Origin of the sequence: Desulfohalobium retbaense DSM 5692 (assembly GCF_000024325.1) — a bacterium.
GTDB classification, from domain to species: Bacteria; Desulfobacterota; Desulfovibrionia; order Desulfovibrionales; family Desulfohalobiaceae; genus Desulfohalobium; species Desulfohalobium retbaense.
The window spans coordinates 628,137-648,887 of record NC_013223.1 but is presented as its reverse complement, the minus strand read 5'-3'; the positions used below and the strand labels follow the sequence as shown (position 1 = coordinate 648,887).

23 protein-coding genes are annotated in these 20,751 nt (G+C 58.2%); 7 read left to right on the top strand and 16 right to left on the bottom strand.

The features are described from left to right. The first annotated feature begins 5 nt into the window (after positions 1–5). The 3 genes from ispD to DRET_RS02670 all read left to right on the top strand — a co-directional run bounded on the left by ispD (position 6) and on the right by DRET_RS02670 (position 4,009). On the top strand, positions 6–1,217 hold the full coding sequence (ispD, locus tag DRET_RS02680; protein WP_015750993.1) for a 2-C-methyl-D-erythritol 4-phosphate cytidylyltransferase: 1,212 nt from the start codon (positions 6–8) through the stop codon (positions 1,215–1,217). A 74-nt stretch (positions 1,218–1,291) separates the two neighbouring features. Then, a complete protein-coding gene (gene cysS, locus DRET_RS02675; RefSeq protein ID WP_015750992.1) occupies positions 1,292–2,749 on the top strand; it encodes a cysteine--tRNA ligase in 1,458 nt (485 codons plus the stop codon). 222 nt (positions 2,750–2,971) lie between these two features. Next, positions 2,972–4,009, top strand: coding sequence for an FAD:protein FMN transferase (locus DRET_RS02670; protein WP_015750991.1), 1,038 nt, complete (start codon positions 2,972–2,974; stop codon positions 4,007–4,009). Positions 4,010–4,098: 89 nt separating this feature from the next. Here DRET_RS02670 and DRET_RS13260 read toward each other — a convergent pair whose 3' ends face one another. The 12 genes from DRET_RS13260 to DRET_RS02610 form a co-directional block, all read right to left on the bottom strand. Further along, positions 4,099–4,548 carry a SoxR reducing system RseC family protein gene (locus tag DRET_RS13260; RefSeq protein WP_167317783.1) on the bottom strand — a complete coding sequence of 150 codons (450 nt, stop codon included), beginning with the start codon at positions 4,546–4,548 and terminating at the stop codon, positions 4,099–4,101. A gap of 22 nt (positions 4,549–4,570) precedes the next feature. After that, a complete protein-coding gene (locus DRET_RS12835) occupies positions 4,571–5,026 on the bottom strand; it encodes a universal stress protein (RefSeq protein WP_015750989.1) in 456 nt (151 codons plus the stop codon). Then, the gene (locus DRET_RS02655; RefSeq protein WP_015750988.1) at positions 5,023–5,883 is read right to left on the bottom strand and encodes an RnfABCDGE type electron transport complex subunit B; all 861 of its coding nucleotides are present in this window, start codon (positions 5,881–5,883) and stop codon (positions 5,023–5,025) included. Before DRET_RS02655 ends, DRET_RS12835 begins: the two co-directional genes overlap by 4 nt. A gap of 10 nt (positions 5,884–5,893) precedes the next feature. After that, the gene (rsxA, locus tag DRET_RS02650; protein WP_015750987.1) at positions 5,894–6,469 is read right to left on the bottom strand and encodes an electron transport complex subunit RsxA; all 576 of its coding nucleotides are present in this window, start codon (positions 6,467–6,469) and stop codon (positions 5,894–5,896) included. Between the two features lie 26 nt (positions 6,470–6,495). Further along, positions 6,496–7,107: an electron transport complex subunit RsxE gene (gene rsxE / locus DRET_RS02645; RefSeq protein ID WP_015750986.1), complete on the bottom strand. Its 612-nt coding sequence runs from the start codon at positions 7,105–7,107 to the stop codon at positions 6,496–6,498. Positions 7,108–7,126: 19 nt separating this feature from the next. After that, positions 7,127–7,717 (bottom strand): RnfABCDGE type electron transport complex subunit G, encoded by a 591-nt coding sequence (gene rnfG, locus DRET_RS02640; protein ID WP_015750985.1) that lies wholly within the window; start codon positions 7,715–7,717, stop codon positions 7,127–7,129. Between the two features lie 4 nt (positions 7,718–7,721). Further along, a complete protein-coding gene (locus DRET_RS02635; RefSeq protein ID WP_015750984.1) occupies positions 7,722–8,669 on the bottom strand; it encodes an RnfABCDGE type electron transport complex subunit D in 948 nt (315 codons plus the stop codon). Continuing rightward, the gene (locus DRET_RS02630) at positions 8,666–9,949 is read right to left on the bottom strand and encodes an RnfABCDGE type electron transport complex subunit C (RefSeq protein WP_015750983.1); all 1,284 of its coding nucleotides are present in this window, start codon (positions 9,947–9,949) and stop codon (positions 8,666–8,668) included. Before DRET_RS02630 ends, DRET_RS02635 begins: the two co-directional genes overlap by 4 nt. A 200-nt stretch (positions 9,950–10,149) precedes the next feature. Next, on the bottom strand, positions 10,150–11,196 hold the full coding sequence (locus tag DRET_RS02625) for an ABC transporter ATP-binding protein (RefSeq protein ID WP_015750982.1): 1,047 nt from the start codon (positions 11,194–11,196) through the stop codon (positions 10,150–10,152). Then, on the bottom strand, positions 11,193–12,011 hold the full coding sequence (locus DRET_RS02620) for an ABC transporter permease (protein WP_015750981.1): 819 nt from the start codon (positions 12,009–12,011) through the stop codon (positions 11,193–11,195). The genes DRET_RS02625 and DRET_RS02620 overlap by 4 nt, the downstream gene beginning before the upstream one ends. Positions 12,012–12,067: 56 nt before the next feature. Continuing rightward, on the bottom strand, positions 12,068–13,048 hold the full coding sequence (wtpA, locus tag DRET_RS02615) for a tungstate ABC transporter substrate-binding protein WtpA (RefSeq protein ID WP_015750980.1): 981 nt from the start codon (positions 13,046–13,048) through the stop codon (positions 12,068–12,070). A 128-nt stretch (positions 13,049–13,176) separates the two neighbouring features. Next, on the bottom strand, positions 13,177–14,886 hold the full coding sequence (locus DRET_RS02610; RefSeq protein ID WP_015750979.1) for an ABC-ATPase domain-containing protein: 1,710 nt from the start codon (positions 14,884–14,886) through the stop codon (positions 13,177–13,179). A gap of 158 nt (positions 14,887–15,044) precedes the next feature. Between DRET_RS02610 and purU the strand changes: the two genes are divergently transcribed. From purU to DRET_RS02590, 4 genes are all read left to right on the top strand, one after another. After that, on the top strand, positions 15,045–15,914 hold the full coding sequence (gene purU, locus DRET_RS02605) for a formyltetrahydrofolate deformylase (protein ID WP_015750978.1): 870 nt from the start codon (positions 15,045–15,047) through the stop codon (positions 15,912–15,914). Between the two features lie 19 nt (positions 15,915–15,933). Continuing rightward, positions 15,934–16,344, top strand: a complete 411-nt coding sequence (locus DRET_RS02600) for a DUF2721 domain-containing protein (protein ID WP_015750977.1) — start codon at positions 15,934–15,936, stop codon at positions 16,342–16,344. Positions 16,345–16,350: 6 nt separating this feature from the next. Then, positions 16,351–17,466 carry a tRNA guanosine(34) transglycosylase Tgt gene (gene tgt, locus DRET_RS02595; RefSeq protein WP_015750976.1) on the top strand — a complete coding sequence of 372 codons (1,116 nt, stop codon included), beginning with the start codon at positions 16,351–16,353 and terminating at the stop codon, positions 17,464–17,466. Positions 17,467–17,559: 93 nt separating this feature from the next. Continuing rightward, the gene (locus DRET_RS02590; protein WP_015750975.1) at positions 17,560–18,066 is read left to right on the top strand and encodes a hypothetical protein; all 507 of its coding nucleotides are present in this window, start codon (positions 17,560–17,562) and stop codon (positions 18,064–18,066) included. 177 nt (positions 18,067–18,243) lie between these two features. On the opposite strand, the gene DRET_RS02585 is transcribed toward DRET_RS02590, so the two are convergent. The 4 genes from DRET_RS02585 to DRET_RS02570 form a co-directional block, all read right to left on the bottom strand. Then, positions 18,244–18,591: a hypothetical protein gene (locus DRET_RS02585; protein WP_015750974.1), complete on the bottom strand. Its 348-nt coding sequence runs from the start codon at positions 18,589–18,591 to the stop codon at positions 18,244–18,246. Then, positions 18,588–19,181: a peroxiredoxin gene (locus tag DRET_RS02580; RefSeq protein WP_015750973.1), complete on the bottom strand. Its 594-nt coding sequence runs from the start codon at positions 19,179–19,181 to the stop codon at positions 18,588–18,590. Before DRET_RS02580 ends, DRET_RS02585 begins: the two co-directional genes overlap by 4 nt. Positions 19,182–19,264: 83 nt before the next feature. Then, a complete protein-coding gene (locus DRET_RS02575) occupies positions 19,265–19,825 on the bottom strand; it encodes a peroxiredoxin family protein (RefSeq protein ID WP_015750972.1) in 561 nt (186 codons plus the stop codon). A 28-nt stretch (positions 19,826–19,853) separates the two neighbouring features. Further along, positions 19,854–20,708: a 2-oxoacid:ferredoxin oxidoreductase subunit beta gene (locus tag DRET_RS02570; protein WP_015750971.1), complete on the bottom strand. Its 855-nt coding sequence runs from the start codon at positions 20,706–20,708 to the stop codon at positions 19,854–19,856. Positions 20,709–20,751: the final 43 nt, after the last annotated feature.

Here is a 20,751-nt window from a genome sequence, read left to right as displayed (position 1 = left end):
CACCCATGTCCACCTGGACCATCATCCTCGCCGGCGGTAGCGGCTCACGCCTCGCCGAAGCCACAAGCGGGGTCAAGAAACAATTCCTGCACTATCTTGGCCGGCCGCTATTGTGGCACAGTGCCGCCACGTTTGCCGCCATGCCAAGCATCGAAGGCATTGTCATGGTTGCTCCGGCAGAGGAATTGGAAACCGCGCGCGCGCTGTTCAACGAGTGTGCGGCCCAATCGCCCCTGGGAGTCCCGGTGCGGTGGACCGTTGGCGGCAGACGCCGCCAGGATTCCTCGGCCCAGGGGCTGGCTTCCCTGCCGGCCGAGTGCCGCCGCGTCCTGATCCACGACGCTGCCCGCCCCTTTGTCAGTGCCCCCCTCACGCAACGCGTCCTGGACGCCTTGGAATGTTTTGACGGTGTCGTGCCCGGGATTCCAGTCACCGACACCATCAAACAGGCCCAACAAGACTTGGTCAGCACCACCCTCCCTCGCCATGAACTCTTTGCAATTCAAACCCCTCAGGGGTTTCGCACCGCTGCGCTTGACCAGGCCCACAAAACAGTCGCTGACCACGGCATTGACGTTACCGATGACGCCTCCATGCTCGAGTATAGCGGCGGTCGTGTCGGGGTCGTTGCCGGAGAGCGGAGCAATTGCAAAATCACCACCGCCGAGGACTTGCGTATGTTGACCGCTTCTCCTTCGACCCGGATCCCGTGCACCGGTTGGGGCTACGATGTACACCGCTACGGAGCGGGCAGGCCCATGAAACTCGGCGGGATCCCGATCACCAATGGCCCGGAGATCATCGCCCATTCCGACGGCGACGTCCTGCTCCACGCTCTGATGGATGCCCTGCTTGGATGTTTGGGGGCCGGAGATATTGGCGAACATTTTCCCGACACGGACCCCCGGTGGGACAACGCCAACAGCAGTGCCCTGCTTACCGACGTTTTGGACTGGTGCCGTTTCAACGGACTCATCCTGCGGCACGTCGATATGACTGTGGTTTGTCAAACCCCGAAACTGCAACCCTGGAAACACCAGATCCGAAAAACCGTGGCCGCGCTCCTCGGTCTGGCTGAACACCATTGCAATCTGAAGGCGACTACTGAAGAAGGGCTCGGATTTACTGGACACAAAGAAGGCATCAAAGCGATCGTCCTGGTGACAGGAGAACGGGAAACCCCGACCCACGAATCCACTTTTCCAGAGTCCCGGTAACGGCCAACTCCCTGGAACACGTCCAGTCTCGGCCGGACCTGCGGCACCCATGAGCGACAAGAAGGATAGTTGAGATGCAATTATACAACTCCATGACCCGGCAGAAAGAAGAGTTTATCCCCCAAACCTCCGGTGAAATCTCCCTCTACGTCTGCGGCATCACCGCCTACGACTACTGCCATATTGGCCATGCCCGTGCCGCTGTTGTTTTCGACGTCCTGGTACGGTATTTTCGCGACCAGAATTTTGCTGTACATTTTGTCCGCAACTTCACAGACGTGGACGACAAGATCATCAAGCGTGCCGCGGAAGAGCACCTTGAGGCGGACGAGGTGGCCCAAAAATATATCGCCGCCTATTACGAAGACATGGAGCGTCTCGGGGTCCAGCCCGCCAATTTTGAGCCCAAAGCGACAGAACACATTCAGGACATGATCGGCCTCGCCGAAAACCTTATCGCCAAAGGACACGCCTACGCCACCGCCTCAGGCGATGTCTATTTCCGGGTTCGCTCCCTGCCGAGTTACGGAAGCTTGTCTGGACGGGAATTGGACACCATGCGTGCCGGAGCCCGTATTGCGCCGGGTGAAGAAAAAGAAGATCCCCTGGATTTTGCGCTATGGAAGCGGGCCAAGCCGGAAGAGCCTTCCTGGCCCAGTCCGTGGGGCAATGGCCGTCCGGGCTGGCATCTTGAGTGCTCAGCCATGAGCGAACGGTTCCTGGGCCTGCCTCTGGACATCCACGGCGGGGGGCAGGATCTGGCCTTCCCCCACCACGAAAACGAGCGGGCCCAATCCTTGGCCGCCAGTGGCAAGGAATTGGCCCGATTCTGGGTCCACAACGGCTTTGTTCAAGTTGAAGCCGAAAAGATGTCCAAATCGCTGGGCAACTTCATTACCATCCGGGACATTTTGTCCTACTATCTCCCTGAAGTCCTGCGCTATTTTCTGGTCACCAAACACTATCGCAGCCCTCTGGACTTCAATTGGGAGGTCATGGACGAAGCTGAAAAAGGACTGCGGCGCCTGTACCAGACGAGACAACACATTGCCGAGGCCCTGTCGCGCAGCAATTGGTCCAAAACCGAGCTGCCCTCGGAGTTGAGCGCTGAAATCGACGATCTGGATGCAAAATGGCGCCAGAATATGGAAGACGATCTCAACACCGCTGGTGCTTTGGGCCATGTCTTCACGCTCAACCGGTTGGCCAACCGCATCCTGGAAGACAAGACCTGGCGCAAAGCCGAAGCTGGGGGGAAGCTCCTCGAACGGATCCAGAGCATCTTCGAGCATATCGGCAACGTCCTGGGCTTGTTTCAACAGACTCCAGATGCCTTTCTCGATGATCTGCGCACCCAAAAGGCAAAGCGCAAAGGCATAGACACCTCCGCGGTGGCCCAATTGATCACCAAGCGCCAGGAGGCCCGGCGCGCAAAAGATTTCACGACCGCTGATTCCGTCCGCCAGCAACTGGAGGAAATGGGCATCGAAGTCCAGGATACCCCCCAGGGGCCGGTTTGGGACATCCTGTAGGTAAACGGATCAACGAAATCGACTGAGTCGTCGAACCGTGTTTACCGGGCGTGCCCGGATAGTAGAAACCCCAAACGTCGCAGCCAAAGAAAATATCCCGGAAATGGGGCAGGAGTTTTGACGACTGGACACCTTTTGGGTATGCAGGGTACTGTTCAACCGACCAGTCCGGTCAGCCCTGCTGGATAGCCATTTCACTCCCAACGATAGAAGGGGAACGTCATGTCCAAGACTGCAAGCAACGACGTCCAATCCACACGCCGCTCTTGTCTGAAATTCCTTGGTCTCGGCGCCTTGGGGATCGCCACACCTATGCTCGCCGCGCGCCCCGGACAAGCGGCCCAGGATCTGCCTCAGGCGCAAAGCACTCGTCCCTTGATGGGGACCATGGTCACGGTCACGGTTCTGGATTCCTCCCGTGACAAGGCCCATGAAGCCGCGCAAAGCGCCCTGGACACCATGCAGGCCCTAACCCCGGTGCTGGACCGCCACGCACCCGGGACACCTTTGAGTGAACTCAATGCCCAGGGCCGGTTGAAGGATGTGCCGCCGCAACTCGCCGCCGTATTGTACCAGGCTGGCTATTTCTATACTGTCAGCCAGCGGGCCTTTGATGCGAGTATCCTGCCCCTGTTGACCCTGACCAAAGAGACCTTTGCGAACCACGGTGAGGCCCCCTCGGAGACGGCCGTACGCCGGGTCCGCGACCGTATCGGGTTCGATAAGGTCCACATTGGCCCCGACGGCGTGCAACTCCAGGACGGCATGCAGCTGACCCTGGACGGTATCGCCAAAGGGCATATCATCGATCAGGCGGCCAATACCTTACAACAAATGGGGATCCGCTACGCCCTGATCAACGCCGGAGGCGATATCCGGGCCCTGGCTGGCAAAGGCCCCGGTGCAGCGTGGCGGGTCGGGATCAAAGATCCACGAGGCCGCAAACCGTTTATCCAGACCATGGCTCTTAATAATGGGGCTCTGGCGACGTCCGGCAACTACGAACACTATTTCGACCGCAATAAGGCCCACCACCATATTATTGACGCCAATTCCGGCCATTCCCCGCGGGCAGTCAGCAGTGTCAGCGTGGTCGCGCCTACAGTGGCAGAAGCCGACGCCCTGTCCACCACCCTGTTTGTCAAACCGCGTCCAGAGGCCGTCGCCTTTGCCAATTCGCTTCCGAATACCGAGGCCCTGCTTCTCGACGACGAACTGCGTGAAACGCACACGCAGGGATGGCTGGGGGAGTGGGCCTAATTCGTCTCCCAACTCGCTTGACGCCAAAAGCCCCTGCCATGGATCCATGGCAGGGGCTTTTTTTCTCTTTCTGTCGCTCGGTGGGAGAGTCAGGACGCGATGGGCGCCTCGTCTTCCGTGGTTTTTGGGGGGCTTGGATATCGCTCGATAACCACCGGCCGATACTCCGCGTCAGATTCGAGGCGATTTCTGCTGTACCACCGGATCCCGATAAAGGCCGCCAAGGTTGCGGTAAGGCTTAAAACCACTCCTGAAAGGTCAGCGCTGCCAAAAAGCGCCAACTCATTGCCGATAATCGCGCCCAGTAAAAATGCCAGAAGCGGAACGCCATATAAAACGGCCATGGCCAGTTTGCGGCCCGTTGCTTCAAAGGCCACGTCGACCTCATCGCCGACCTGGGCCTGGAAGGCATCATGGGCGGAAAAGGCCATTTTCTGCGTGCCGACGGGGTTGCAAGTGCACCGCATTGAGCACCCCTTGCAGGCATCGTTTTTATCCACCTTGACCTGGACTGTTTGCGGTCCAAGACGCTCGACCACGAGCCCGCGTTCCGTGCGCGAATTATTCAATGACCCAGACCGTGACGTTTTTGAGGTTGTTGACCACTTTCTGCGACACACTCCCCAGGACGAATGCCGAGGCGGCGGACAGGCCCCGTTTGCCGACCACAACCGTATCGTAGTTTTCACTCTCGGCTTTGGCCATAATATCCCTGGCAACACCCTGACGCTTCTTCTCGGTCACAGACTCCACATTCTGGATGCCGGATTGCTGCAGGATTTTGGTGCACTCCTCCATGGTCTTGGTCAGGATCTGCTCCTGCTGGGCGTCCAGCCCCTTTAAAACCCCCATCTTCTCGGCGAACAAGGGATGGTAGAGTTCACGCTCCATCTTGGACGAAACACTCGGCAACACGGAAAACAGGGTCACTGCCACATCGGGACGCGCCACCGCAGCGACGTATCGCGCGATTTTCAATGCATAGTCGGAGGGGTCGACGGCGACGAGGAGCTTCATACCTGTTCCTCCTGGGTTTCAGAGGCCGTTTCGGATTGAACGGCATGCATCGGGTGCTGCCCTTCCGGGAGCAAACTGCGCATCACGCCCGTGGGACAGACCTCGATACAGGCACCGCAACCGGTACATTTTGCCGGATCGACCACTGCGAGGAAGTTGTCCATGGTGATGGCCTCTTCCGGGCACTCTTTCTTGCATTTGGAACACCCGATACACCCGGCACTGCAAACGCTTTTCACCACTTTGCCCATGTCGTGGGAGCAACACAGACACGCGGTCGATTGGGATTCTGGAGTCAACTTCGGGATGTCGCGCGGGCAGATCTCAACGCATTTGCCGCACCCAGTACATTTGACGGGATCGACTCCCGGCAGTCCGTTGTCCTGCATGTACATAGCGTCAAACGGACAATTCTTCACGCAGGTGCCCAGTCCCAGGCAGCCCCAGGAACATGCCTTATCCCCACCGGCAAGTCGGGCGGCAGCCCGGCAATCCTCGATGCCGTCGTAAACGAACTTGCTTTTCGCGGCATCGCGAGTGCCTACGCAAAAGATCTTGGCGATCTGCCGTTCCCCCATGGCCGCCTCGAGACCGAGGCATTCACAGATGGCCGTGCAGGTCGCCTCTCCGCCGGCAGTGCATTTATTGGCTTCGACCTCGCCACGGACAACCGCCGCTGCATAGTCGCTGCATCCCGCATACCCGCAGCCCCCGCAATTCGCTCCAGGCAGGCAGTCAGCAACCTGTTCGATACGCGGATCCACGTAGACATAAAAGACTTTGGCCGCCACACCGAGCACAGCGCTCAGGCCCAGTCCCAAACCGGCCATGGCCAAAATCGCAGTTATGGTACCCATGTTGTTCTCCTTAGGCCAAACCGATTAAGCCGAAGAATGCCAAACCCATCATACAGGCCGTCACCAACGCGATAGGAAACCCCTGCATCGCCTGGGGTATCCGCGAGATGGTAAACCGCTCGCGCAGTCCGGCCATAAAGATCAACACCAGGCTGAAGCCAAGTGCTGTGGAAAAGGCATACACCACGGCCTGCATAAAGGTATGTTCTTCACGGATATTGAGGACGGCCACACCGAAGATCATGCAGTTCGTGGTGATCAGCGGCAGATAAATACCGAGAGACCGGTACAATGGCGGCGCAATTTTCTGCAGGACAATCTCAACCAATTGGACCAGTGTGGCGATGACCACAATAAAGGCCAAGGTCTGTAAATACACGAGATCCAACGGGACGAGCACATATTTTTGGATAATCCAGCAGATGGAACTGGCCAGAACGTTAACGAACATGGCCGCAGCAGACATCCCGATTGCGGAGTCCATTTTGTTGGACACACCCACGAACGGGCACAGTCCGAGAAACTGCAACAGGATGATATTGTTGATGAAGACCGCGGATACGATCATCAAAAGGTATTCTTGCATGCGTCTACCCCTTTACGCTTGAGCTGTTAGGCGGTCTTCCTGGCATCAAGCCGTGCGGAAATGACATTGATCAAGCCCAGCATAATCCCCAAGCACACAAAGGCACCGGGAGGCCGAACGAGAAACTCGAAACCAAGATACCATCCCGGCATGACCTGCGCCCCGAACCATGTCCCGGCACCGACAATTTCCCGAAATGAGGACAACACGACCAGGGAAAGGGTGAACCCCGTGCCCATGCCCAAAGCATCGGCCGCTGCCAAGTGGACGGGATTTTTCCGGGCAAACGCCTCGGACCGCCCCAGGATGAGGCAGTTGACAACGATCAATGGAATCCAGATGCCCAAGATTTCATAAATGCCGTAAAAATAGGCATGCATCACCCGTTCAACAATAATAACCCCGGAGGCGATGATACTGATAAAAACCGGAACGCGCACCTTGTCCGGAATAACATTGCGCAACAGGGAGACCAGCACGCTGCTCATTGTAATAACGAACAACAAGCCGCAACCGAAGCCGAGGGCGGACGCGACACCGCTGGTCACGGCCAAGACCGGGCACAGCCCGAGAACGACCCGAAACGGCGGCAACTCCGCCCAGAGTCCTTTTTTGAATTCTTGCACCACACTCGCCATGGCTCACTCCTCCCCCGGGCTAACCGAGGATCTTCGACTTATTGGCTTTGTAGATTTCTATCGCTTTATCCACGGCCTTCATCACCCCATGCGACGAGAATGTCGCTCCGGAGATGGCATCGACGGTGCCGCTGCCAGGCGCAAAGCTCTGATCGATGGACTTGCCCTCGAACTGCTTGGCGAAGCCGGGGTCCTCCTTGACCTTGCTCCCAATACCGGGAGTCTCGGTATGGGTGGTCACGGCAACCCCCTCCAAAGTATCCTCATCCGGGTCAAAGGCCACCATCACGCCAATATCGCCGTCATAGCCGCCGCCATAGGCTTCCAGGGCCACGGAAATAAGGGTCCCATCTTTTTTGGCATAAAAAACCGGACGTTTGATGGGCGTGCCCCGTTCGTCCTCGCCAACAACTATTTCCTTGCGATCCGTCAAGGGATCGTTCGTATAGCCGGACAGAACCTGTTTCAGTGCCGGTTCCTTGACGTTCTTCAACTTCTGGTACTGAATTTGTCCCTCTGTAGCCATTTTGACCAAGGATAAGCCGCCGCCGCAAACGGCGGTGACCACCGTGAGTACCAGCATCATGCGGAGAATTTCACGTACTGACACGGCCCTACCTCCCGTAAACTCGCGGCGCGATTTTATCCAAAAGCGGTGTGAGCATGCTCATCAAAAAGACCGCAAAAAAGGCTCCATCCGGCCATTGTCCCCAGATACGGATGACCACGGTCAACACCCCGGCGCTAAAGCCGTAAAGCAGCATGCCCGTTTTGGTCACCGGGGAGGACGGAAAATCCGTGGCCAGGAAAAAGGCCGAGATCATGGTCCCGCCGGCCACGAGATGGAAAAGCGGCGAGGCATGGGCCTCAGCATTGATCGCCCAAAACAGCCCGGCGAAAGCCACCACCCCAGCCAAAAAGCTGACCGGAATATGCCAGGTGATCACTCGGCGGTAGAGCAGAAACAACCCGCCCAGCAGGAGAAACAGGGCCGAAGTCTGCCCGGCAAAGCCCACTGTGCGGCCCATAAGCAGATCGGAAAAACTGAAAAATTCATTGACAAAAAACGGCCCGTCTTCCTGGAGGACCTGAAGCGGGGTATTGATGGTCATCAATTCCCCAGGGGGGTAGGCCCATGAAGACATCGCTGCGGGAAAAGAAATCTGGAGCACGACCCAGGCGATCAATACGCCGTTGAACGGGTTGTTGCCGTATCCGCCGTAGATTTCCATACCCAGCAAGACCATGGTCAGGGTCCCGACGCAGACGGCCCACCAGGGCAATCCCGGGGGCATGATCATGGCCAGCAAAAGCGCAGAGACCACTGTAGTCATATTGGCAAGACAGACCGGCTTATGCATGGCTTTTTGTAAAAGCACCTGCCAGACCAAGGCCGACACAACCGCTATGGCTGCCACCTGAACCACGCCGAACCCATAATAGGCCACACCTATAAGCAAAGCCGGAATCAGCGCCAGAAGGATCTGCCGCATCATCTTCTGCAGGGTGTTGCCGCTGTGGGCATGGGGAACGGCGGAGACGACAAGTTCCGGAGTGTTCATTCACTGCTCCTTTCAGCTCTGATCTCGGATTTACCCAGCTGAATCCATTGGACCATGGGGATCTGCGCAGGACAGACATAGGCGCAACAGCCGCACTCGACACAGCTCAATATGCTGTTGTTCTCAGCCAGATCAAAACTGTCCGCCTGGGAAAACCCGGCTATGAGAAACGGCATGAGATTCATCGGGCAGACACGGACGCACGCTCCGCATTTGAAACAATCTTCCGGCAACGCCCCGCCGCCGACATGGTCTCGGTCTAAAACATACAAGCCGTTGGTTTCCCATGTCACCGGCATATCCAGATCCGGCAGAGGCGGCCCCATAAGCGGCCCACCAACAGCGATCTTGGCTACCCGAGTGGGGTCAATCTTGCAAAAACGCAGCACCTCGCGCACGGGAGTCCCCAGGGGCACGGCCACATTTGTTGTTTCCGGAACAGCAGTGCCGGTCACCGTGATATACCGGTACTGGCATGCCTGTTTGTCAACCACGGCCCGCTTGGTGTGCAAGGCGGTTTCAAGGTCCAAAACCAGTATCCCGAGATCATCTGCCTTGCGCCCGGCCGGGATTTCCTTGCCCCAAAGTCCTTTGACAAGCAATTCATCAAGGCTCTGCGGGTGCTTCTGAGGCAATGGCGTCACCTCAATACCCTCTCCAGCCTCGGCAACCCCCTTTGCGGCGGCCTCCGCGCCCGTGCTGACAGCCAGCATCACGGTCTCAGCGCCGATCGCGTCCTTCAAGACACCAATTCCCTGAGCGATTTCCTCAGGAAAAGCGCGCATGAGGCTCCGTTTGCTGCTCAGGACCGCTTCCCACTCCACACCGTTTATAAGCAATGTCGAGCAGCCTTTTTCCTTGGCCCGCATCAATTTCGTCGACAACGGTTCCGGGCTCCGGCCACTGTCAACAATGCCAGCCTTGGCAGCCAACTCCGAGGGGGCGTCCCCTTCGAGGGGAACAACTGGGCTGGATTCAGCCTCTCCCCGCGCGATAGCCACCGCCGGAACGACTGTGCCGTCTAATTTGGGGAACTGTTTGATGACGTCCGTGACCGAACCGGCCGCCGGGGAATACAGGCACAGGGTCTCACTTTCTCCAAGGAGATCTCCACCTTGAAGTTCCGCCTTTTTCTTGACCCCGGCCTTGAGAGGAGTCCCATCGTGCTGTCCCATAGGGACGACCAGCTTTTCGGCAAGGGGAACCGTCAGAAACGATTCCGTCACGCCGGCGTCGCTGGCTGGCCAACGCAAGCCTCCGGCAAAAGTTTCACCTTTCATTGCTCACTCTCTTTTCAAGATCGTCTGTGTGACCAATCATTCCGACCAAACTGCGTCCTGGAGGACGCAATTTGGTCTTTTACAGAATCATGTAACAAAATCAACCCCATTGAAATCACGCCTTTTGGAGGTCGTGCTAACACAGAACCTCGCTTATCGCCAGGAAAAATTTGAGGGCAAGAAAAGGGGGAAGACAATGTTCAGGCAGGGATGGAACAAAGTTTTTCAGCGGGCAAAATAACCGTAACCGCATCCCCGGGGGAGCACCCGAGTTCTCTGTATTCCCGGGGACTGAGATGCGCGGTCACTTCGCCCAGGGCGCACTCGACCCTGACCGCACAATGGACCCCATGATACGTAACCGCGCTGATGCTTCCCGGGTAGGCATTGGAACTTGGGGCGCCGGGATGGGGAGGGGCAAGCAGAACGTCTTCCGGACGGATGCCGAGGACCTGGTTGTTCGTCTCGCGACCGGGCCCAATCGTGCGGACCACGTGCCCTGCGACTAGGACTCCGTCCTGCGTCGGTGTTGCGGCAAGCAGGTTTTTCATGCCCACGAAGCGGGCCACAAAAGGGGAACGAGGCGTGGTGAACACCTCCTGAACCGCCCCTTTTTGCAAAAACCGCCCTTGATGGATGACGGCGACCTGCTCGGCCAGCATGACGACTTCCTCGAAATTGTGGGTCACCATGAGCATGGTCAACCCCATCTCCTGATGCAGGCGCTGCAACAAGTACTGGATTTCTTCACGAAAAACCGGATCCAGGGCGGAAAGCGGCTCATCCAGAAGCAGCACCGAGGGACGCACGAGCAGGGCCCGAACCAGAGCCACCCGTTGGGTCTCTCCGCCGCTGAGGGTCCGGACATCGCGCTGGAGCAAATGGGTGATCCCCAGGCGTTCGCTGAGTTCGTTCATTTCCCGGACGACTTCAGCCTTGGCAAGATCCGTGTAGCGCCGTGCAAAAAGAAGATTCTCGCGGACGTTGAGGTGGGGGAACAAGGCCGCGTCCTGGTACACCAGACCGAAGCCGCGCCGTTCCGGAGGTAGCCTGGTAATCTCGCCCCGATGGTTGAATATCTGGCCCCGTTTCACAGGTTGCAGGCCGGCCAAAGCCTCCAGGAGGATGGACTTGCCGGAACCGGTCGGTCCGATCAGCGCACCAAATGCGCCTTGCGGCACACAAAGCGAAATATTCTCCAGGGCAAAGCCGGGCAAACGCACATCAAGATTCTGGACCTCGATCATGCCCGCCCCCCGAGATTCGGACCACTGCGTCCAGCCATTCCTCCCCCTCTGGCAGTCACAATGCGCAGCAACAGGAAAAGGAACAGGGAAACCAGAATAAGCCAGACCGCCACCGGCTGAGAATACTTGAGCCCATAAGCAGTGAATCGTTCATAAATCAGCACCGGAGCGACCATCGGATGATACGCAACGATGACAACTGCTCCAAATTCACTGATTGCCCGAGCCATGCACATGATTGTCCCTGCAAGCAGGCTGCGAAACGCCAATGGCAGAGTCACCCGATAAAAGGCGCTGCTCCGGCTCGCGCCCAGTGTTCGAGCCACATGCTCCAGGCGGGCGGGCACAACCTCAAACCCGGCCTTGGCAGCGTTGACGTAAAAGGGCACGCCGACGAAGGTCAAAACGACGACAATCCCCGTGGTCGTCCCCATAAGCTTAACGCCCAGTGCTTGGAGCACATCCCCGAGCCAATGGCCCCGTCCGGCCAGACTCAAAATGGCAATGCCAATAACCGGATGCGGGATCATAATCGGGAGATCAATGACGCTCTCCACCACCCGTTTGCCCCAGAAATCCTTGCGGGCCAGAATATAAGCCAGCGGCGTGCCAAGAACCAAGGCAATCACCGCCGCCATCCCGGAGGTGAACAGGCTCAGACCAATGGCTTTGCGCACCGCGGGGTCACGAATGGTTTCGGCCATATCCGGCAATGACGGCTGCACGACCATCTGAAGCAGAGGCAGGAGGATAAACAGCAGGATCGTGCTTCCGGAAAACCCGACAGCGAGGGAAAATGGATCGCGTTTCAGCATGCTCTTGGGGGTGAAAAAACAGGCGCCCGGCGAGGCCGGACGCCTGTTGGCTCATGTTATTGTTTGACCACAACCTTGTCCTGCAGGGATGTGGGCAGGATGTCGTACATCTTTTGGCTCGGCACACGGGCCGGGACAAAGGGGGGCTGGCCGAGTTCCTTGAGGACTTTGAGTCCGCCCTCTTTGGAAAACAGGTATTCCAAAAAGGCTGTCGCGGCTTCAGGATTCGGGGCATCATCGGTCATGGTGATGCCATACGTGATAGACTTGCCGGTGCGAAACATGGTTTCGCCCGGCTCTTCGCCGCTGACTTCAACCTTGGCCTGTTTATAGAAAGGATCGAATTTGTAATTCCCGAGGTTGATATGGTCGTCCAGCGTCACGAATTGCAGATCATGCTGAACGGCTACAGAGCGGTACTCCCAGGCGTAATCCATGTTGCCGGTTTTCAGCAACGAAACCAACTCCACCGATTTCGGACGGACATTTTCTTCGGGACGGTTGGCGATCAGGCGGTCGTACAGCCCGGGCTTGTCATGGAACTTCTCCGCAAGCTGCAACACCATCAACGACCGGTAGCCACAAGGATCGAGGTTGGGGTCCGAATGCCCCCAGACCACACCGTCGCGTTGCAGGATCTCGTACCAGTTGTCAGCCGTGATCTCGTCGGCATATTGGCTCTTGTCCGTATAGCACAGCACCAATTGGTTGCTGGCGAAACGCACGTTCCAGGAGGCAAAATCCGGGATCAGGCTCTTGTCGATGACCTGGTAGTCAGCAGAGGCCATAATGTCAGCGGTTTTGCCCACGTCGGAAATCATACGGGCCATTTTGGTACTTCCGCCGCCTTCGCGCAGGATATCGACTTCGGGATGCGCGGCTTCAAATTCCTTTTCCATCTTAGCAAACGGCACGGTCAGGCTGCCCGCATGAAAGATGATCACATCACCGCTTGGTTCGGCAGCAACCGGACCAGCAGCGAGGCACAGGCACAACGCCGCCATAAGACCGAGAGAAAGGGAAAGACATTTTCGCATGGCGCAAACTCCTTTGCTAAAAAAGACATATATACACTTATACATAGCTTTTCCACCGGTACGCCAAAGCGAAAACCAGGTCAATATCACCCCGAATTTTTTCCTTTTTCCCACAAAAAAGGGAGGAATTATCTCCCCTCCCCTTCAGCTGCCAGCTGAAGCCGCCGGTATCGGCTGATGGCCGCCAGGACCTCCTGAGACCGGACCATGGCCAGATCCCCGGGATGTCTGCCCCTCTTGGCCCCCAAACTGTCCACCCCCTGCTTGACCACTTGCGCCAGGATCTCCTCCACGGCTTCTCGAATTTGTCCCCCGTTTGGCTCCAAAAAGGCCGGCAACATCCTGAGGATAGCGGCGACCGACCGGGTCTGACTCGGATCGAGCAGTTGCTCCACACACGCCAGGTCAATCGAGGACTTGCCAAAAGTAACCTGGGAGGTGCCCTTGCTCCGGACCTTGTCTCGGGGCCCCAATGCCAGACAGGCGGAGGCGACCAGACGAGATGATCTCCGCGTGAGGGGTGCAGAAATCTCACGGCGCCGTTGTCGAGGGAAGCGGTCCATGACCGCCCGGGCCTCTTCGGTCACCACGCTGGCCTCATAGGTCTGCAGCTTCAAGACCGTGTCCGCTTCGCTCAGGTAGTCCCCAGAGCCCCCCATGACCAGAATCGTGGAGACCCCGAATGCCGTATACAATTCCTGTATCCGGTCAAGAAAAGGGGTTATCGGTTCCTGCTCCTTGGCTACCAGGGCTTGCATCCGGCTGTCGCGAATCATGAAATTCGTGGCGCTGGTGTCCTCGTCGACCAGGAGCAATCGGCTCTGGGCTTCCAGGGCTTCCATGATATTTGCGGCCTGAGAGGTGCTGCCGCTGGCATTGGAGGTGGCGAAAGATCGCGTCGACTGCTTGTTGGGCAAGGCGTTGATAAACGGACTGATATCCACGCCGCGCACCGCCCGGCCGTCCTCGGCCCGGATCTTGACGGCTGTGGGCTCGGTGACCACCAGATCCCGTCCGTCCCCGGGCACATGGTTGTACACGCCCCGTTCGAGAGCTCGAAGCAAGGTCGATTTGCCATGATAGCCGCCGCCAACAATGACGGTGACTCCGGCCGGGATCCCCATGCCATATACCCGCCCGGCATGGGGCAGATCCACGGCGAGTTCCAGTTCAGGCGGGCTGGAAAACGGCACAACCTCCTCGCCTTGCATGGGGGCGTCGTTGACGCCGCTGGACCGGGCCAATCGAGCGCCATTGCCGACAAATCCGACGCAGCCCAGCTCGCCGATACGTTGACGCAAGACCTCCTGATCTTCGGCCCGCCAAACGTGCTCGAAGGCCGTCTCCTCGTCCAATCCGGAAAAAACCAGCCCCCTGAGAGCGATTCGGGGCAGAAGAGCAGAGAGAAGATATGCGGCCTGACGCCCCAGAATGCGGCGCCCCCTTGCGGGCAGCCCCACTGCCAGCCGGAGTTCTATTGTTTGTGCATCGATCCGTACCGCGGTCCGCTCCAGAATTTCCTGCCTACCGACATCGACCTCTATGCGGTCCTTGTCGCCTGCCTCCGCCTGGATGACGCGGGCAACACTCCGTGACAGATAATCCTCCAACGCGATATGACGGACCCGATTGGCCAGCAATTCCTCGGGCAGGCCCGCCCGGTGCCGGTCCATGACCACGCAGACCTTGCTCGGCGGGGCATAGGGGTCGCTTTGGACATGGTCGACAACGACCCGGCACTCCCCAAGATCATATTCGCCGCGCAAATCCTTATACGCGCCGTATCCCTTGCCATCGAGCCGTTCACATTCGTTTTTGAGGTGGTTTTGCGTTGTCATTGCGGCTCCCTTGTGCGCATTGCCTGAGTTCTCCCTGTTGGCCCTCTGAAAGGGGGCTTACGCCCGGGTGACAGCAGGCCCAGCCACCTTGCCGATGCTTTCGCTTTCGTCTACATACGGACTCCGCTACCGAATCGGCGACTTCCAAGGAGAACACAATGACCGAAGCGCTTGCAACAACAGCCCGCCTGCTCATCACCTGTCCAGACCGGCCCGGCATTGTGGCCGCGGTGACCGGTTTCCTCTACGCCCACGGCGCGAATATCAACACCCTGGACCAGCACACGACCGATCCGGAGGGCGGAACCTTTTTCATGCGTCTCGAGTTCCAGACCCCGCATCTCGATCTCTCCCGGCCAGCCCTGGAGCACGCTTTTGCCGAGGTCGTGGCTGAACGTTTTGCCATGGATTGGCGTATTGCCTATGCCGCGGACCGCAAAAAGACTGCCGTCCTAGTTTCCCGGCACGAACACGGCCTCATGGACCTCTTGTGGCGCTGGGTTCGCGGCGAATTATATACGGATATCAGCATGGTCATCAGCAACCATCCCGATTGGCGGGAAGCCGTGGAGTCTTTTGGGGTTCCCTTTCACCATATCCCGGTCGATTCCGCCTCGAAGGAAGAAGCCGAACAGCAGATGCTCGAACTCCTTGACGGTCAGGCCGATTTGGTGATCCTCGCGCGGTATATGCAAATCCTGAGTCCAGACTTTGTCGCCGCCTTCCCCCAGCGGATCATCAACATCCACCACTCCTTTTTGCCCGCCTTTGCCGGGGCCGATCCCTACCGGCAGGCCGCTGAACGGGGGGTCAAATTGATCGGTGCCACGGCCCATTATGTCACGGCCGAGCTTGATGCCGGTCCGATTATCGAACAAGATGTCATCCGCGTCAGCCACCGGCACACCACGGCCGATCTCAAAGCCCTCGGGCGAGACATCGAGCGCCAGGTCTTAAGCCGAGCCGTGAAATGGCACCTCGAAGACAAAATCATCCCCTTCGCCAATCAGACCGTTGTTTTTACCTAGACAACCGCACGGAGGTTGTATGACCATTACCCTGACCACCCCGGCTTTGCTCTTTCCAGCCATCTCCCTCTTGCTTCTGGCCTATACCAACAGATTTCTGGCCCTTGGGGCCCGGGTCCGGGAATTGCACTCCCAATACCGGGACACCCCGGACATCCAGCTCCAGGGGCAAATCGCCAATTTGCGACACCGGGTGGTTTTGATCCGCAACATGCAGATCCTGGGGGTCAGCAGCCTGTTTTCCTGTGTTTTCTGCATGCTGATGCTTTTTGCCGGGTGGGAGATTTTGGGCAAGCTCGTCTTTGCCCTCAGCCTTGTGCTGATGATGTCCTCGCTGACGGTTTCGCTCCGCGAACTCCAGATTTCGGTTCGCGCCCTGCACTTGCACCTCAGTGACTTTGACGAACTCACACCGACCTCCAACAAGTAAGACGCCATGACACATATCGGTTCATTTCAGATCCACCACACAGATGGTCCCGCCCGGAGCGGCGAACTGGTCACCGCACACGGCGTGGTGCCCACGCCGATCTTCATGCCGGTTGGTACCCAGGGGACCGTGAAGAGCCTGAGCCCGGACGACCTTGAAAATCTCGGGGCCAGAATCATCCTCGGCAACACCTACCACCTCTATCTCCGTCCCGGAGACGAACTTGTGGCCCGGCGTGGCGGCCTGCACCGTTTTGCCAATTGGCCTCATCCCATCCTCACCGACAGCGGGGGCTTTCAGGTTTTCAGCCTGGCCGGACTCCGGGAACTGTCCGAAGAGGGCGTGACCTTTCGCTCCCATATCGACGGCTCGAAACACTTTTTCTCTCCAGAAAAAGTCATCGATATCCAGCGCAATCTGGGCTCGGACATCATGATGGTCCTGGACGAATGCGTTCCCTACGGCGCTGACCACGCCTACACCGAAAAATCCCTACAGCTGACCACACGCTGGGCAAAACGGTGCCGTGAGGCCTATCCCCGCGGGGCAGGCGACCAATTGGTGTTCGGAATCGTTCAGGGAGGATTTTTTGAAGACTTGCGGCGGCAAAGCGCTGAACAGATCTGCGCTTTGGATTGTGAAGGGTTTGCCATTGGCGGTCTCTCCGTCGGAGAATCCAAACAGGAAATGCACGACATTTTGCAGTGCACCGCCCCCCTGCTTCCGTCGGCCAAACCCCGCTATCTCATGGGCGTCGGCACACCGCTGGATATCCTCAACGGCATCGCCGCGGGTGTGGACATGTTCGACTGCGTCCTGCCCACCCGCAACGCCCGCAACGGCACGTTGTTCACCTCCCAGGGCAAGGTGAATATCAAACGCGCCGAATATCAAGAAGATGATTCACGCCTGGATCCCGCCTGCGGCTGCTATACCTGCCGCACCTTTTCCAAGGCGTATCTGCGCCATTTGTACACAAGCCGGGAATTGCTCTCCTACCGACTGAACACCATCCACAACCTGACTTTTTTTCTCGATCTCGTCTGCGGCGCGCGGGAAGCGATTGCTGCGGGGACCTTTGCAAGCTACAAAAAAGGATTTGAAGCGGTCTACGAGACCTGATCCGTCGGCATCCCGGACCTGAGCGTAGACCTTCGCAACCACGATGCGTTTTGCACGCAGTCACGACACCGCCGTGGGCCCGCAAAGGAAACGATGAACAGGCAATCAGTCCCAGCTGCTCCAGAACTTCTCGCCGTAGACCTCGGCCTGCGCATGGGCTGGGCCCAATACGGTGCCAACGGTCGGCTCCTGCACTACGGAGCCCACAATTTCGGAGCCCGCAAACGTCTCCGCAGCGGGTGCAAATGGCTGCTGAACCGGTTTCCCGGAACCCAATGGCTTGTTCTTGAAGGCGGCGATGCCTCCAGCCGGGTTTGGAAAGCCGAGGCCGAGCGCCGGAAAATCCAGACCCTGCACGTCGGAGCCGAAACGTGGCGGGAGGTGTTGCTCCCCTCCGGCAGCCCCCAGACTGGTGCTGTAGCCAAGGGCCGAGCCGACACCCTCGCCCGGTCCATCATCGGCTGGTCGGAGGCCAAGCGCCCCACTACGTTGCGCCACGACGCGGCCGAAGCCATCTGCCTGGGCTTGTGGGGCGTTCTGGAAATCGGCTGGCTGGACGAACATCCCTTTTCATTCCCGGGGCCAAGCCAGATTCTGTAAAGCTCCCCTCCCCCCAACCCCTTGCGGTCTCAGCCAGCATCGGCGCATCGCCGCGTCCCGTCTGAAGGGCCGCCCAAGGCACGCGCGCCCTCGGCTTTCCCGGCTCTTCAAAACCCCATTCCGGACCCAGGGTCATCCGAAAAGCGTTTCGTCTCCGGGGAATCAATGTCCCCAAACTTACATCATCAGGACCCGATATCCCGCGTCCTGATACATCCCCACCGCTGGATGTCCCTGCATTTCATCAAGCAGGGGAATATTGTTCGCGCGCACCGCGCCCAATACCCCCATTTTCCCCGAGCAGGCTCGGCAGGCCCCAGCCAAGAGACCGGCATCCACGACCTTGGCATACAGGGCGTGCATAAAATGCGTCTCGTTCACCAATTCAGGCAACAACGCCGTGGCCTTTCCTTCGACGACCACCCGGACTGTTTCACCGCGTTCATGAAGATCCCAGGCATTGAGCAGGACATGCATAAAACACATCGGCTCGCCGTTAAAGGCAAAGAGCGCTGTTTTGCTCATGGCGCCTCCGTAGAGAGATTTTCCAACGCCTCGATCAGTGGTTCCAGGCGCGGCCGGCTATTGATGTCATGGACATCGATGTAGCGGATGATTCCCTGGGTATCGATGAGGAAAAGGGCCCGTTCCGTAGTCCCGTCCGAGCGCAGAACCCCGAAACGGGAAGCGGCTTGGCCATGGGGCCAGAAATCGGACAGGACCGGAAACCAGACCCCGCCCATTTCCTGAACCCAAGCATATTGCGACGGGGTGTTGTCTGCACTGATTCCAAGAATAATGGCATTGTGGGCCGTAAAAATATCCTGCATGAGATCATACCCGGGCCACTGGTCTGAACACACCGGGGTGAACGCGGCCGGGACAAAGGACAGGATGACGTTTTTCTCCCCTTCAAAGGAGGACAACCGCACTGTTTCGCCCTGCAGATCCGGCAAGGCGAAATCCGGAGCGGCGTCACCGACAGCGACTTTGAGTTCGCTGTCCACCGGCTTGAGCTGGCCGACCGAATACACCGTTTCCACCTGGGCAGGAACGGATCCAGCGACCAGACAGGCGCAGACGAAAACACCTATCGCGACCATCATTTTGCGCATCGTTTTCTCTCCTCTCTCAGGCCACCCGGATCCGCAAACCGTTGCGGTATTGTTCCCGGATTTTTCCGAACACAACAAACCACCTACAAGTGGGTCGCCTTGAGGATACGGTTCCAAAATGCTTCCGGAGATTCAAACGGCCCCAGATGTGAAATCCGCACCCGCAGTTGATCGCCATCTCGTTCCAGAACAAAGAAATACGGGGTCCCGACTTCGCCAACAACCTTGTGCCATGTGTAGTCCCGGTCGGGAAACAAGGGAAACGGGACGCTGAACTTGTCCCGAAAGATCCCGACCTCATACGCTGAGTTCCCGGGGCCAATGCCGAGCATCTTGATGGAATCCCCGAGCCCTTCCTCCTGGATACGCTGGAAAAGAGCGTTGACTTCCGGGGCCTCCCGCTGACAGTACGGGCAATACATACTGAAGATCTCCACAACAATGACCGGGGCCTTGAGATCCTGGAGCCGGAACTGTTCCACCTCTGGCCCCAGGCCGAGGTAAGCGCGCTCTTTTTCGGATTGCGGCGCCTGCAATGCCTGTTCAGGAAAAGCGTCGCCAGCCTGGGGCGGCGAGGCGGCCCACACCCACGTGGATGTCAGCAACAAAACGGCAACCAGACAGAGAAGTCGTGCGGTTCGCATACAATCCTCCTTGTATCCGGCCGGGGCTTCAGGCAAACGTGGCCAGAAGATCCCGCACCGTGGTCTGCCCGGGATTGGGATGGGACAACGGTCCCTTGGACAATACCGGAAAATGGTCTTCAAACGTTGGACGATCGGTGGCGTGGTACACAAGGCCAATGGGGATCGTCTCTCCCCATTGCCGGGCGATCTGCATGGCCTGCGCCCAATCCGTAGGGTCATGATCAGCGGTGAGTTTCGTGCACCGTTTCTTGTACCACCCATACGTATTGGCTGTATTGAAAGAGACACACGGTTGCAAGATATCCACCAGGGCGAATCCGGGATGGGCAATGGCCTGCTGGATCAAATCGGCCAGGTGCTCCTGTTCTCCGGAAAATCCCCGGGCCACGAATCCCGCCTCCATGCTCACGGCCACCGCCAGAGGATTGAAGGGCGCCGAAGGAGCGCCGCCAGGCTGGGCCTTGGTCGTGTGTCCGGTTTCGGTGGTCGGGCTCGCCTGACCTTTGGTCAGCCCATAAATCTGGTTGTCATGGGCTAAAAGGGTAATATTGACGTTGCGGCGGATGGCCGCAAGAAAATGGTTGCCTCCCTCACCATAATTGCAACCGTCACCGCTCTCGGCGATAACCGTCAGCTCGGGATTGGCCAGCTTGATCCCGGTGGCCGCCGGCAGGGCCCGGCCGTGCAGTCCGTTAAAAACATTGGCCCGCAGATAATGCGGGGCTTTGGCCGCTTGGCCGATCCCTGAGGCAAAGACAACCTCATGGGGCGCGATATCGCTTTGCGCCAGGGCCATTTTCACGGCCTGCAAGATAGAATGGTTGCCGCATCCTGGACACCACGCGGTGTCAAATTCACCGTAGGCTTCGATAGATCCCATGCAAGGACTCCTTTGGCAGTCTGCAATAACACCTTGAGCGTTC

Coding starts and splice junctions, on each gene's coding strand:
- ispD (WP_015750993.1), top strand. CDS start 6: ATGTCCACCTGGACCATCATCCTCGCCGGCGGTAGCGGCTCACGCCTC.
- cysS (WP_015750992.1), top strand. CDS start 1,292: ATGCAATTATACAACTCCATGACCCGGCAGAAAGAAGAGTTTATCCCC.
- DRET_RS02670 (WP_015750991.1), top strand. CDS start 2,972: ATGTCCAAGACTGCAAGCAACGACGTCCAATCCACACGCCGCTCTTGT.
- DRET_RS12835 (WP_015750989.1), bottom strand. CDS start 5,026: ATGAAGCTCCTCGTCGCCGTCGACCCCTCCGACTATGCATTGAAAATC.
- DRET_RS02655 (WP_015750988.1), bottom strand. CDS start 5,883: ATGGGTACCATAACTGCGATTTTGGCCATGGCCGGTTTGGGACTGGGC.
- rsxA (WP_015750987.1), bottom strand. CDS start 6,469: ATGCAAGAATACCTTTTGATGATCGTATCCGCGGTCTTCATCAACAAT.
- rsxE (WP_015750986.1), bottom strand. CDS start 7,107: ATGGCGAGTGTGGTGCAAGAATTCAAAAAAGGACTCTGGGCGGAGTTG.
- DRET_RS02635 (WP_015750984.1), bottom strand. CDS start 8,669: ATGAACACTCCGGAACTTGTCGTCTCCGCCGTTCCCCATGCCCACAGC.
- DRET_RS02630 (WP_015750983.1), bottom strand. CDS start 9,949: ATGAAAGGTGAAACTTTTGCCGGAGGCTTGCGTTGGCCAGCCAGCGAC.
- DRET_RS02625 (WP_015750982.1), bottom strand. CDS start 11,196: ATGATCGAGGTCCAGAATCTTGATGTGCGTTTGCCCGGCTTTGCCCTG.
- DRET_RS02620 (WP_015750981.1), bottom strand. CDS start 12,011: ATGCTGAAACGCGATCCATTTTCCCTCGCTGTCGGGTTTTCCGGAAGC.
- wtpA (WP_015750980.1), bottom strand. CDS start 13,048: ATGCGAAAATGTCTTTCCCTTTCTCTCGGTCTTATGGCGGCGTTGTGC.
- DRET_RS02610 (WP_015750979.1), bottom strand. CDS start 14,886: ATGACAACGCAAAACCACCTCAAAAACGAATGTGAACGGCTCGATGGC.
- purU (WP_015750978.1), top strand. CDS start 15,045: ATGACCGAAGCGCTTGCAACAACAGCCCGCCTGCTCATCACCTGTCCA.
- DRET_RS02600 (WP_015750977.1), top strand. CDS start 15,934: ATGACCATTACCCTGACCACCCCGGCTTTGCTCTTTCCAGCCATCTCC.
- tgt (WP_015750976.1), top strand. CDS start 16,351: ATGACACATATCGGTTCATTTCAGATCCACCACACAGATGGTCCCGCC.
- DRET_RS02590 (WP_015750975.1), top strand. CDS start 17,560: ATGAACAGGCAATCAGTCCCAGCTGCTCCAGAACTTCTCGCCGTAGAC.
- DRET_RS02585 (WP_015750974.1), bottom strand. CDS start 18,591: ATGAGCAAAACAGCGCTCTTTGCCTTTAACGGCGAGCCGATGTGTTTT.
- DRET_RS02580 (WP_015750973.1), bottom strand. CDS start 19,181: ATGCGCAAAATGATGGTCGCGATAGGTGTTTTCGTCTGCGCCTGTCTG.
- DRET_RS02575 (WP_015750972.1), bottom strand. CDS start 19,825: ATGCGAACCGCACGACTTCTCTGTCTGGTTGCCGTTTTGTTGCTGACA.
- DRET_RS02570 (WP_015750971.1), bottom strand. CDS start 20,708: ATGGGATCTATCGAAGCCTACGGTGAATTTGACACCGCGTGGTGTCCA.